At 41.3% G+C, this 13,210-nt stretch carries 13 protein-coding genes; 3 read left to right on the plus strand and 10 right to left on the minus strand.

Translation table 11 applies throughout. From position 1 onward, the window contains the following. Nucleotides 1-18: 18 nt before the first annotated feature. Nucleotides 19-630, plus strand: coding sequence for a superoxide dismutase (locus tag AC1DO4_RS04055; RefSeq protein ID WP_477413223.1), 612 nt, complete (start codon nucleotides 19-21; stop codon nucleotides 628-630). Between the two features lie 65 nt (nucleotides 631-695). Beyond that, nucleotides 696-1,724, plus strand: coding sequence for a 2Fe-2S iron-sulfur cluster-binding protein (locus tag AC1DO4_RS04060; RefSeq protein ID WP_477413225.1), 1,029 nt, complete (start codon nucleotides 696-698; stop codon nucleotides 1,722-1,724). Nucleotides 1,725-2,137: 413 nt separating this feature from the next. Here AC1DO4_RS04060 and AC1DO4_RS04065 read toward each other — a convergent pair whose 3' ends face one another. From AC1DO4_RS04065 to AC1DO4_RS04085, 5 genes are all read right to left on the minus strand, one after another. Continuing rightward, the gene (locus AC1DO4_RS04065; protein WP_477413227.1) at nucleotides 2,138-2,473 is read right to left on the minus strand and encodes a hypothetical protein; all 336 of its coding nucleotides are present in this window, start codon (nucleotides 2,471-2,473) and stop codon (nucleotides 2,138-2,140) included. 25 nt (nucleotides 2,474-2,498) lie between these two features. Next, a complete protein-coding gene (locus tag AC1DO4_RS04070; RefSeq protein ID WP_477413229.1) occupies nucleotides 2,499-2,849 on the minus strand; it encodes a colicin E3/pyocin S6 family cytotoxin in 351 nt (116 codons plus the stop codon). 409 nt (nucleotides 2,850-3,258) lie between these two features. Continuing rightward, on the minus strand, nucleotides 3,259-3,786 hold the full coding sequence (locus AC1DO4_RS04075; RefSeq protein WP_477413231.1) for a DUF6630 family protein: 528 nt from the start codon (nucleotides 3,784-3,786) through the stop codon (nucleotides 3,259-3,261). Between the two features lie 187 nt (nucleotides 3,787-3,973). Continuing rightward, on the minus strand, nucleotides 3,974-4,549 hold the full coding sequence (locus tag AC1DO4_RS04080; RefSeq protein WP_477413233.1) for a hypothetical protein: 576 nt from the start codon (nucleotides 4,547-4,549) through the stop codon (nucleotides 3,974-3,976). Nucleotide 4,550: 1 nt separating this feature from the next. Continuing rightward, on the minus strand, nucleotides 4,551-4,913 hold the full coding sequence (locus tag AC1DO4_RS04085) for a hypothetical protein (RefSeq protein ID WP_477413235.1): 363 nt from the start codon (nucleotides 4,911-4,913) through the stop codon (nucleotides 4,551-4,553). Between the two features lie 506 nt (nucleotides 4,914-5,419). Here AC1DO4_RS04085 and AC1DO4_RS04090 point away from each other — a divergent pair. After that, on the plus strand, nucleotides 5,420-6,640 hold the full coding sequence (locus AC1DO4_RS04090; protein ID WP_477413237.1) for an IS4 family transposase: 1,221 nt from the start codon (nucleotides 5,420-5,422) through the stop codon (nucleotides 6,638-6,640). 58 nt (nucleotides 6,641-6,698) lie between these two features. Here the strand turns inward: AC1DO4_RS04090 and AC1DO4_RS04095 are convergent, their stop codons facing one another. The 5 genes from AC1DO4_RS04095 to AC1DO4_RS04115 all read right to left on the minus strand — a co-directional run. Then, on the minus strand, nucleotides 6,699-8,702 hold the full coding sequence (locus AC1DO4_RS04095) for a M1 family metallopeptidase (RefSeq protein WP_477413239.1): 2,004 nt from the start codon (nucleotides 8,700-8,702) through the stop codon (nucleotides 6,699-6,701). 536 nt (nucleotides 8,703-9,238) lie between these two features. Continuing rightward, nucleotides 9,239-9,589: a Spx/MgsR family RNA polymerase-binding regulatory protein gene (locus AC1DO4_RS04100; RefSeq protein ID WP_477413241.1), complete on the minus strand. Its 351-nt coding sequence runs from the start codon at nucleotides 9,587-9,589 to the stop codon at nucleotides 9,239-9,241. A gap of 9 nt (nucleotides 9,590-9,598) precedes the next feature. Further along, nucleotides 9,599-12,061: a TonB-dependent receptor gene (locus AC1DO4_RS04105; protein ID WP_477413243.1), complete on the minus strand. Its 2,463-nt coding sequence runs from the start codon at nucleotides 12,059-12,061 to the stop codon at nucleotides 9,599-9,601. A gap of 109 nt (nucleotides 12,062-12,170) precedes the next feature. Then, nucleotides 12,171-12,731 (minus strand): aminoacyl-tRNA hydrolase, encoded by a 561-nt coding sequence (pth, locus tag AC1DO4_RS04110; protein WP_477401129.1) that lies wholly within the window; start codon nucleotides 12,729-12,731, stop codon nucleotides 12,171-12,173. 116 nt (nucleotides 12,732-12,847) lie between these two features. After that, on the minus strand, nucleotides 12,848-13,210 hold a 363-nt coding region (locus AC1DO4_RS04115; protein ID WP_477413245.1), incomplete at its 5' end, for a four helix bundle protein.

The raw sequence follows: 13,210 nt of genomic DNA on the forward strand, positions 1-13,210 counted from the left end.
AACTTTAAAATTGTAATTATGGCATTTACACTACCGGCGTTATCCTACGCTACCGATGCATTGGAACCGCACATTGATAAACTTACCATGGAAATTCACCATGGCAAACATCACCAGGCTTACGTTACTAATTTAAATAAGGCCCTTGAAGGTAAACCCGAAGCCGATAGCAGCATCGAGGATATCATCAAAAACATCTCAAAATTTCCGCCAGCAGTACGCAACAATGGTGGTGGTCATTTTAATCATACCATGTTCTGGACTTTGCTTTCTCCAAACGGTGGCGGCGATCCTACAGGTGCTTTGGCTGCTGCTATTACCAGCACTTTTGGTTCAATTGCCGATCTTAAAACCAAAGTTAACGAAGCCGGTGCAACCCGTTTCGGTTCGGGCTGGGCATGGTTAATTGTTACTGCTGATAAAAAGCTGGTTGTATCATCTACCCCTAACCAGGACAATCCATTGATGGATATTGCCGAAGTAAAAGGAACCCCTATATTGGGCATTGATGTTTGGGAGCATGCTTATTACCTGAAATATCAAAACCGTCGTCCTGATTATTTAGCAGGCATCTGGAGTGTGATCAACTGGGCGCACGTTGCCGAACTTTACGCCAAAGCAATCGCTTAATTTAAATTAAGCTTATAAATTTGAAGCGGCAGAATTTAAATCATTCTGCCGCTTTTTTGTAGACCATGACCGAGGATATCTTAAAATTAAAGGTTGAACAAATAAAATGGGAAACACCGGATACGGCTACGTTTTACCTGTGCAATATATCGGGTGAGGCTGTTGCCTACAAAGCCGGGCAGTTTCTTACTTTGATATTTAACCACCGGAGCGAAGAGATCCGCCGGTCATATTCCCTAAGCTCATCGCCTGATGAGCCAAGGCTGTCCATCACCATAAAACGGATCACCAACGGCGAGATCTCCCGCTTTATGCTTGCCAAAATGAAGGTGGGCGATGTATTAAATGCCTTAGCCCCGGCTGGCCGGTTCATAATAAATGGCTATGAGCAGGAGAAAGATATTTTACTGTTTGCCGGTGGCAGTGGCATTACGCCCATATTTTCGCAGGTAAAATATGTATTGAACCGCCCCGGTAAAAGCAAGCTTACACTTATTTACAGTAACCAGGACGCCGGCTCCATTTTATTTAAAGAAGAGTTAAGCCAACTGGCGGTACAGCATCCCGAAAGATTCCGGATCATTACGTTTTTGAGTAGCGAGGCCAATCGTTTGAATGCTGATAAGGTTGAAGAACTTGCCCGCCAGCTAACGCCTGCTGGTTTATATAAAGCCGCATTTTACCTCTGCGGGCCATTCCCCTACATGCGCATGATCCGTTTCGCGCTGGTGTATATGGGTATCGAGCCCAGGCAAATTCGCCGCGAAAATTTTGTTTTAGAAACAGTGGCCGTAACCGGTACCGCCATTAACTTCCCGCCACGTAATATCAGGATTAAATTCAAGAGCGAACTGCACAACCTTGTGGTAGGCGAAAACCAATCTATCCTGCAGGCCGCCCTGCAAAACAACGTACCCTTGCCCTACAGTTGCCGCAACGGGGTATGCTCCACCTGCACCGCCAAATGCAGTGGGGGCAAGGTAGAAATGATTAAAAACGACGTGCTTACCGAGGCAGATATGGCCGAGGGCTGGATCCTCACCTGTACCGGCCACCCGGTGAGCGATGATGTAGTGATTGAATTTGGAGCGTAGGTGTTATGCCTGGGTTGGGAGTGCAGGAAAGGAAAAAATGAACTTCTAAACATTCTTATTCAGCCGCTGATCGGTGTTATCAGGCCGACCGGGAATTCAAAATTCAACAGTAAAGTATTTGGACCGGTATCGGAGACAGATTGCCTTTATGCGATTCTCAGGGGCGTACCCCCGCTGGTAGAAGCGGCGGTCAGGCTATCCACTCATACTGCACGAGGCATTAGCCACAGGCCGGTACCCGTTTCTATCCTTTACGCGACATTTGGGTACAAAAAATCCCGGATGAATTAACATCCGGGATTTGCATAGTGTTCACTTATCAGCGGGGTACACGCGACACGCGTGCACCAGCAGAGGTTGAAAAAGCCCTTGCGGTAGCTGAGGCGCGCGCACCAGCACGGGGCAATATATTGTCATATTAGTAACGGAGGTAATTCTTCGTAATAATCCTTCGTATATTTCTCCATTACATCACCTGAAAAGCTAACACTGTACTCAAACAAATTAAAGTCAAAAGAGAAGGGAATTTCATCATCTAAAAATGTCTTATGCTTATCATATAGGTCTTTTTTTATAAAATAACTCATTGAGTCGTCAAACAAAAACCTTTCATCTCTAACTTGATCTTCAAATAGTTCTTTAAACTTACTGTAGGGAATGTGCGATATATTAATAAATCCAAAGACATGCTCCGATGTTTTTAAGGCCACTTCTAAGTAGACCTTGTAATAATATTTTTTTTCTTTCATGTTTAACAAATTAATTAGTAGACCATTACAAAACATATTCTATATACTTCATAACAGTTATTATTGTCATAATAATCCCCGCGCCTGCTACTGCTTTTGTTGATGGAGCTACTTTAGGTGCAGGCGTCAGTGTTCTAATTGTTGGATTATCTGGTTCTTCCGAATCAAACCTATTATAAGTTGGTCGACGGTCGGGTTCCTGGCTGCCTTCTCTCTCTTTTCCCGTTTTAGGGTCTCTTGCCCCTTGGTGCTTCCCTTTCTTATTATAAACTTCGATCTCGCCACGCTTACTATCCCACTCCCCACCATCGCTGGCGCACGCGTGTCGCGTGTGTCCGGATCGTTTACCAAATGTTTGTCCCTTACAAAAAGTCAATGTAATATTTTCTGTTCATCAACATTAGTTTGCGCATAAAGCTACATCGATTCCTTTAAATTAGCTATGCTGCCGGATAAAGAATCTAAAGCAAAGCCCGGATGTTAGTAGCACATCCGGGCTTTGCATAGCGGTCATATATCAACGGTACACGCGACACGCGTGCACCAGCGGAAGCTTTGCATAGCGGTCATATATCAACGGGGTACACGCGACACGCGTGCACCAGCGGAAGGGTCGTACTCGTACTTGTACACCGTCCCGCTTTTCCTTGCCCGGCCTTTCCCAGTCTGGATGAACGCTATCGCTGGTCTCGAAGCACCATAATTTACTGCCTTTTTAGCCGCAGCGCTTGCAGCTGCAACCCTACTTGCTCTTCCTCCAACAGCGGAATTATAGAATAATTTTTTTACTTTCTCAATTTATCAACTCCATGAAAGTCATTTAACGACTTCTTTTCTATTTCATCAAGAGTTTTTGAAGCAATAACTGTGTAGACATAAGCGTCCCAGTTAAGTTCAAAAAAAAACACGCTCTTGCCAATTGCCTGTAAGTCTTTGTCAAGTGACCGGAATAAATCAATAATGAATTTACCATCTCTTTGTTTCTCTTCATTTAAGCCATTTCTCAATTTTGAAGTATGCGTCCATGGATGTTTTTGTTTTATCAGCCTATCAATAAATGCTTCAATTTCCCTTTCATTTTCTTCACCTCTCCAGTCTATCAAGTGAACAAGATTTTTAGAGTCCGCAAATATGTATAGCACTTCAATTGGCTTAAGATGCTTTAAATCGAAATTTTCAATGTCTTTTGATAAAAAGATTTTTTGAGTTAAAAACTTTTTTCTATTGCTTAGATATAAATTATAAAAATCAGAAAAATCATTTTTATAATCCGGAAAAATCATTTCTGCAATTTTCAAAAACTCTGTTTCCATGCGAACGTTTTTCCGTTTTTTTGATATTTCGTATATCAATGCGACAAACAAAAGCAGCACAAAAAATATTATTGCCAATACCATGTTAAAAAAATGCAAATATTAAGAAAATCAATAAACTGTAATTAAAGCTGATAGGCTTGTTTGCTGCATATTGCAGATCATACAAATCTTGATTTCTGAAAACTCATTGTTCGTTTTTATCTATCTTTTTGCCTTCCCAGTCAGTTATCATTGCATGTCCGTTTAGCTCATACCATCTTTTTACAAAGAAATCGATATTGTTCATATCATCTTCAATTAGTTTGCTCAGTTCACTTGCTCTTTTATGAAAGCCGCTTTCTGTATAAAAAGACTTTATCTTATGCTCTACTGTACGAAAAAGAGGCATACCCCTGAAATCATCGATACGAAGGCGCATTTGGGTAATTGTATTAGGTGGCACGTGAAATTGAATTGCTTCACAATCCTTTAGTTGGTCTAAAGATTCTAAATTTGGTTTTAACTCAAAAATATTTAGATAAATCTTTATCCAACTGTCTCTCTTTGAAATATAAGTGGTAATGGTCTCCAGATGTGAGCCTGAACTTAACCTACATAGATCGTATGCATAAATTCCCGCGTTAAGCTTTCCAAACCGAATGCCTTTATAAGGAGATTTCTCAAACCCGTTCTTTGTAAGGGGCGGAATCCCATTTTTTACAAATATTTCACTTCTTACTTCCAGAAACTTTTTAGCCGGCAATTTATAAAACAAGCCCATATTAATTACTTTTTATCTGATTAGCGGTGGTAGTAGTTGCTCCTGTCACGACAGTTTGTGTTGCTTTACCCAACTGCTGGCTGGTTGTTCGGTTAATGATCAATCCACCAGGGGTTGTTACAAGTGGTTTAGCTAAACGTTGATTCTTAGTCAGGCCTGCAGTATTAAATTTACTTTCTACTGTTAGTTTGTTTCCCGTAAAAACGTTTTCCATATTATGATCGTAATTTGCTGCCTGTATTCGTCCAGTTGGGGTTTTACTTCCCGTACCAACCACGGCTTCACCGTCGCTTAAATAGCCCTTTGCAGCATATTTAATCTTAGTAACCATTTCACCTAATGCTCCTTTTGCCTGATTTGACAATTTGTCCACCCCCGCTGTCGCAAGGCTCCAGCCTTGTGACCCGCATGCTAAGTACGCTCCATGCCTTTAGGACAGCATTATGTTACGCGATTAAAATAGCCTCCATGCAGAAACCTCTATCCAAAAAACGGTTGCAAAACTTACAAAATATAATCCTTCCGGATTTCTGAATTTATAATTGCGGCTCATACGTTAAAAATACAAATCCGGGATGAAACTAACATCCGGGATTTGCAAATTCAATACTTAGCATGAGGGCCACAGGCCAGGAGGCCTGCGGTAGCGATCGGGCGCGCACCTAAAAACGCTGCAAGCCAGTGACTTTTGAAGCCATTCGTTCATGAAAATTAAAATGCCCCTTAAGGGCAGTCATGGTCGGAAGATTATTCTTCCGACTTTTTTGTTTTTATAGGTTTTGCATTTTGAAATTAACTATCTGATTACCAATTATTTAATTGTTTTTATCATGTTAATTTTGTATCTTATTGGCTGATAATCAATAAGATATGGCCATATTTAAAGACCACAACATCAGCGTAAAACAGCTGTTAGGGTTCGTTCCCGAGGCACTCATAGCAAATTTGTCTCTCACTACCAAGATCGATCATTACGCGAAGGTGCTGCACGGCAATAAGCTGTTTTATTTACTACTCTATGGCATTTTGGACAATGAGAAACTCAGTCAGCGTACCCTGGAAGACACCTTCAATGATTCAGTATTCAAGATCTTGTTTAATCTTGATGAAGATGAAACGATACGCAGAAGCTCCATTTCGGAAAGACTTTCCAAAGTTGATCCGGACTATTTTAAGCAGATCTATGAATGCATCTATGAACAGTTTGCAGGATCATACACTTTTACAGAAAGGAAGAAATATAATCTGATCAGGGTAGATAGTTCAATGGTCAGTGAGAGCGTTGGTAAGCTGATGGAAGGGATAGATAATAAAAGCGGCAAGAAGGCGGTCAAATATAGCATTGCCTTTGATGGCATTCTGCCCTGCCATTCCAACGTATTTACAGAATCAAGCTATTCCAGTGAAGATATAGCATTGCCAAAAGCGGTAATGGAACATGTGAAAAAGGAAATGGGCCACCGCAATATTTATGTGCTGGACAGGGGCCTGCAGTCAACCCGAACGATGAAAGCGTTTAGTGCCGATGCTGTGACCTTCATTTGCAGGGCCAAAGAGAATAGGAAGTTTGTCGAATTAGAATCATTTGTAATTCAAAACCAGGATGTTGATTTAGGAGAATCCAATCTGCTGAGGGATTGTAAAGTTCAATTATATGCGGGTACTACGGTTAATAACAAGCGTGGCAAACAACATATTAGACACGAATTAATAGACGGCGCTTTTCGTCTTGTTGTTGTGGAAAGTAAAACAGAAGAAGGCAAACAATATTGGTTTTTGACCAATGATTTTAAACGCTCTGCCAAGGAAATCGCACAGGCCTATCGAAGGCGTTGGGACATTGAGGTCTTCTTCCGGTTTTTAAAGCAGGAACTTAATGTAAGTCACCTCGTTTCCTTAAACAAGAACGGGATGCAAGTGATATTATATATGACGCTTATTGTTGCGATGATGTTACTTATCTACAAAAAGGCAAACAACATCGGTTACAAAACTGCCAAAAGACGCTTTGCTATGGAAGTGAGGGATCTTACAATTGCCCTGATCGTTCTGCAATGTGGCGGGGATCCAGGTCTGTTTTTTAAAACATAAAAAATGGCCGGAATTTCTTCCGACCATGACTGGGCGTTAACCGGGTTTTTATATTTTATTATTTCTTTGTCCAAACGTTATTGTCGGGGTTATAATCCGGCAATACTTTATCCGGATCATAAGTAACCGATTCAATTTCTTCTGTCGATGGATATTTAAATGTCCAGGAAGCATTACGTTCCCAAACTTCAACAGGTAGTTTCATCCTGTCGGTTTTACCGCTTTTGGTTTTTATTTCCAATATAACCGGCATAGCCATTTTACCAAGATTATCAATCGTAATCAAAGCGCCTTTTGAAGCGTCGCTATCAATGTATTTAACATCGCTAACGGCAACATCTAAACGCCAGTCGTTTAGGAACCACCCCCTCCAAAACCATTGTAAACTTTCGCCTGATGCATTTTCCATAGTACGGAAAAAATCATCTGGTGTGGGGTGTTTAAATGCCCATCGGTTGATATACGTTTTAAAAGCAAAATCGAAACGTTCAGGGCCCAGGATCTGTTCGCGCAGCAAAACAAGGCCTGCGCTTGGTTTTGCATACAGCAACGTACCGGTATTTTTTTCTTTAAGATTAGCCGGCTGGCTCATCATTGGCTCAAGCTCGGGTTTGGTAAAAAAATCACCGATTTTATGCATATCGCCCGGTTTCCTTGCATATTCCCCCTTATTAAAATCAGCGGTAGAAAGCGTATTGATAAAAGTATTGAACCCTTCGTCCATCCAGCCATATAAGCGTTCATTTGATCCTACGATCATCGGGAACCAGGTATGGCCAAACTCATGGTCGTTAACTCCCCAAAGGCTGCCTTTTTTTGCCCTGTATCCGCAGAAAACAATACCGGGATATTCCATACCTCCTACAATACCGGCAACGGCTGTAGCAGCAGGATAAGGAAACTCAAACCATTTTGATGAATTGTATTCAATTGATTTTTTAACATACTCCGTTGAACGGGCCCATGCATCAATACCATCACTTTCAACCGGGTAGGCTGATATTGCTATTGATTTTTTTCCACTTGGCAAATCCATCTTGGCCGCATCAACAATAAACGCTGCAGATGAGGCCCAGGAGGCGTCCCTCGCATTTTTTATTTTAAAGTGCCAGGTAAGGGTAGCTTTACCGGCCGGGCGCGATGAAGCTTCAGTAACCTCGGCAGCCGAACGAATAACTACGGTTTTTTCACTCTGCGCAGCTTGTGCCCAACGTTTTTGCTGTTCGGGGGTATATACCTCGGTTGGATTCAGCAACTCGCCAGATGCCACTACAATGTGTTTTGCAGGAGCAGTGATGCTCAGGTCAAAGTCACCATACTCCAGGTAAAACTCACCCGGACCGGTATATGGCTGGGTGTTCCATCCCAATACTTCATCATACACACACATACGGGGGTACCACTGGGCCACGGTGTAGATTTTACCATTTTTCGAGATCTTATCATCAAGGTAACCCATACGGTCTGATCCGTAATTGGGGGATACAAACGAATACTCAATTTTTAGCTTAGCAACACCGCCATTGGCTGTTACCTGTTTCGGCAAAAAAACCTGCATCCGGGTATCGCTGATGACGAATTTAGCATCAACCAATGCGCCTTTGAGGCCAACATATTTTACCGATTTAATTTTATAACCGGCCTCAAAAGCCTCACCACGCCCCCAGTTACGGCTGCCTGCAGGCGGAACGATTGCAGTACCACGGGAATCTAACTTAAACAGGTTTTGATCAAGCTGCATCCACAAAAAGCCAAGGTTTTGCGGACTGTTATTGGTATATGTTAAAACTTCCGAACCTGTAATTTCATTGCTTTGATCGTTCAATGTAGCGGCCAACGTGTAATCAGCACGATTCTGCCAGTATTTAGGGCCCGGCTGACCATCGGCCGCGCGAAACTCTGTACCATTTTTAGTGTAGAATGGGGGGCCGAAAGTTTCGTGATAATTGTAATCAGAAGCCGGAGGGGTTGAGGGTGGTGGAGTTGCGGTTTGCTGCGCGTTACCTGCCGTAAATGCAAGCACACAGGCCAGGCTTAAACCGGCCATCAGTTTTAAATTCATTTCAGTCAATTTTTTTGAGTATACAAAGCAAGTATACTAAAAAAACTGTTTTTATATTCCCGGTAAAATGATTGTTACGCTATTATTAAGGACTGAATTACTGATTTATTGAATTATCGATTTGCTTTATAATAATCTATTAATCAGGTAGATTTAATTAGAATTGCAAGTCGTCATCCTGATCGGGTGGCCAAAAAACAGGAAATTTGAAGTGATTTTGAAAACCATACCAATGACGCACCTTTGGTTACCCTTTGGGCTACCTTTAGCAACACCTTTCACACACCTTTTGTGAACCTTTGGATACCTTTTAATATCTGTTAAAAAACAATTAGATATCTAATAATCAACAACTTAATTCAACACTCGCCGGGTTCTGGCCTTTTTTATTGTAAAACGGGCAGGATTTTTATCCAAAAGATAAATATCCTGCCCCTGCTATACAAATATACAAAAAATGAGAAAAATATCCGCGCTATAAGCGCTGAAAAAAGTTCATCTCAACTATAATCCTACATCTCCTCGGTTCCTAAATACTATCGGGTTAAAAAGTGCTCCTCATAAACCTTTTCATCAAAGCCAAAAAACAGGAAACCGCCATCTTCAATAACCGGTCTTTTGATCATGCTGGTTTTTTGTTGCAATAATTTTAAAGCATCGGTATTGGTTTTAACGCTTTCTTTTACCTCGGGGTCAAGTTGTTTCCAGGTGAGGCCCTGTTTGTTCATGAATTTTTCGTAACCGGCTTTGCTATCCCATTCCTGCAGTTTTTCGGTGCTTACACCCAGTTTTTTAAAATCCTGGAAATCGTAATCAACTTTATTGGTTTTGAGCCAGTCGAGCGCTTTTTTTACTGTGTTGCAATTGGTAATTCCGTAAACTTTCATGCCGCAAATCTACTGATTTGTCCCACTACTTTTACCCCCGCCTTTGGTATCATCGTTATTTATGCCGCGCTGGTTCTTTTTAATATCGCTGCTAAGTTTACCAAATTTGTAGTTAACCCTGATAGCAAAATTGCGGTAAGGGTTTTGATAAACCGATGATTGCGAAAAATCGGGCGTATTGGTGTATGTTTTATAGGTGCGATACTTACTGTAGGGATTGTTTGATACCAATGATATAGTGAGCGTTTTTTTAAGAAACTCCTTGCCTACTACATACGATGAAAAGATGCCATGTCCGTTTTTACCCTGCAGGTTAACATCGCCGCTAAAATACCCGGCATCAATGCCAAAGCGAAAGCCGCTATCAAACTTATAAGCAAGGTTGGCAAACGCATTACCCGTATACCCGTCATTTTTGTAAAACTGCCCGTTATAAGTTCCCTTTAACCAAACATGCGTTATCCGGGCATTTAAATTGACGGTGAACCTTTTTGTGATAGAATAATTTGTGTTGATATTTAAGCCCAGGCTGCGGTTGCTGCCTAAGTTTTGATAGGTAGTAGTAGTAACCGTGTCAGTTTTACCATTTAATGTGCTATCAACCCTTATGCTGGTAACATTTTGTATGGCATTGTTTGAAAACGCGTAACTAAGGCTCGCATTAATTGAACCCTTTGAAAAATTACTATATGTAAGCTCAAATGTATTATTAAGCTCGGGGCTCAGGTCGGGATTACCGGTATTTATAAATTTAGGGTTCGATCTGTCAATAAAAGGGTTTAACTGGTATATCCCGGGGCGCTGAATGCGCTGGGTAAAACCTAAACTTATACTGCTGCTTTTTAAGCTTCGTTGTACAGATATGGAAGGAATAAGGTTATTGTACCCTTTATCAAGCGGTATTCCCGAAAAATCGGCACTCACCTGGGTGTGTTCCAATCGCAAACCACCTTTACCTGTCCATTTGCTAAATTTTAACTGGTACGAATTATATACGCTATAAACATTTTGCTGATAGTCAAAAACGTTGGTCTGGTTGGTATTAACTAAGTAATCATTGCTTAATGAGTCGCGGTCTTCGCGTCTGTAATCGCTGAAATTTTTACGCAGGATAGCTTTCGCTCCCGTTTCAATGCTGATAGTTTTTAGCGGATAGGCATAATCCAACTGAAGGGTATGCTCTTTATTACCGGCTTTGTTATATTGCCTGAAATCGGGCTGTATTTGCTGACCATAATTAACCCTATCTGTAAAAAGGTTATCGGCAAACTGGGTGCTTGGCGAATAACTATATTTATAGGAAAGCGTAAGCAGTTCATCCTTATGTCCTTTGAAACCTAACTGGTAATTAAGGGCGGCATCAAATCCCCTGTCATGGTTATAACCATCGGTTAACTGGTGGTAGCCCTGCGTTAAAACTGCATTGCCATTAGTTTGGGCCGATCTCAGGTCATTGTCCTGCACAAACTCTCCCTGGAAAAGTTCGACCGAACCTGTAAGCAGGTTAAGGGAATCTATCTCGTAACTTAACTCAAAATCGCCGTAACGGTAATTACCGCCAAAGGTGCCTGTACCGTTTTGCAATATGGTGGTATTTTGCGCAAACTGATTCTGCGTATTGGTAAAGATATTATTATTTAAGTTTTGATGGCCAAAACCTGCATAGCCTGCTAAGCCAAATTTACCTTGCTTTACCGTTCCGTTAAGATTGAAACCCGGTCCCCAGACACTGTTATAGCGCGAGTTGATGCTGCCATTATAACCCTGGTCGGCATTTTTTTTGGTGATGATATTGATGATACCGGATAAACCTTCGGCATCATACTTGGCCGGCGGCGTAGTGATCACCTCTATCTTTTCGATATTGGTGGCCGGCATCGATTTTAGTACATCCGATGGATTTTTGGCCATCAAAGCTGATTCCTTACCGTTAATCAATATCTTATAATTCCCGCTTCCTTTTAGTTTGATCTTATCATCACCATCAACAGAGAGCAACGGAACCTTGCGCATCATATCCAAAGCCGATATAGCTTTACTCTCCGGGTCGGCCTGCACATCATAGCTCAGGCGATCAACCTCCTGTTTCATCAGCGGCCTTACGGCGGTAATGCTTACCTCGTTCAGTTGCTTGCTGGAAGCCGACAAGTAAATTTTCCCCGCATCAAATACGGTCCCGGCAGGCTTTACTGGCAAGGTTTTGGAAGCAAGGCCCATAGATGCAACAGCCAACTGGTAGGTTTTGCCATCCGGCGCTTTCAGCTCAAAGCTGCCGTCATTTTTGGTGAGTGTACTTTTTACCGATGCCTTGGTACCGGCATCCTGCAACATAACGGTAACATATCCTAAAGGCTTATTACCAACAGAATCAATAATCAGGCCCTTAACCGTAATATTGGATGGGGTTTGAGTTTGCGCTACTACCTGTGTTGAGAAATAACAGCAAAATATGATAAGTAAAAGTTGTTTCATAAGGTATTTAGATGATAAGACACCTAAAGTTACCTAAGTGTTGCAAGAGCCGGAAAATATTTAACACTTTTTAACTAAATACTTAGTTTATTAAATTCCTGTTAAATAATTATTTATTATACCTGGTCATGGTGAGTTCGGTACCTATAGTGGAGAAGCTCTTGATCATTTCGATAGAGCGATCTATCAAAGCAGGCAATTCTGGCTTTTCATCATCATCAAAGCTATTTAATACATAATCAACCTGGCGGCCTTTGGGGAAATTATCGCTGACGCCAAAACGTAAGCGCGCATAATTATTGTGCCCAAGAGTGGCTTCAATATGTTTTAATCCATTATGCCCGGCGGCGCTCCCTTTGGGTTTTAAACGCAGGGTACCTAATGGTAAAGCAATATCATCCACTATCACCAAAACATTTTCCAGCGGGATCTTCAGATCTTTCATCCAATGATTCAAGGCTTTACCACTCAGGTTCATAAAGGTAGTGGGTTTAATGAGGCACAAAGTACGGCCTTTAAAAGAAACCTCGGTATAATAAGCAAGGCGCATATTATAAAATTTAGCCCCTTCCTGTTTAGCCAGTTCATCAAGCACCATAAAACCTATATTATGCCGGGTGTCCGCATACTCGGGACCTATATTTCCTAAACCTACTATTAGATATTTCATTGGAATGGAGTAAAGATTTTTGGAGCAAAGATAAAGGATTTATGCATTTAGGACTTTTCTGATAAGATATTGCTGAGTGATCTGTTTTAGGATTGGTAAAGAATATGAGGGTCAAATTATTGTCCAATTGTATTTGAAAAGGCTTTGATTTGTTTTTGCAAGGATTGAACTCTGTTAAGGAGGTCTTGAAAATCGACATTAGTAGTCAAATTGCATTGGTCAGCAATAATGAGCTGTGTTTCTAATTCAAAAGCAGAACCAAGGCTCATAGATAAAAAATGGCAAAAGTCTTTTTCTGATTTTCTCGCAGATCCTTCCGCTATATTTGAAGGAATTGATACAGCTGCTCTGTACAATTGGCTCGATATTCCAAACCGATGATCACTTGCGAATTTTTGTGTCAGCAAATAAATATCCCTTGTCAATTCCACCGAATCTATCCAGATTCGTAACTGTCTAAAATTATGCATCGGTGATCG

This window comes from Mucilaginibacter sp. P5_A6, from assembly GCF_056400585.1.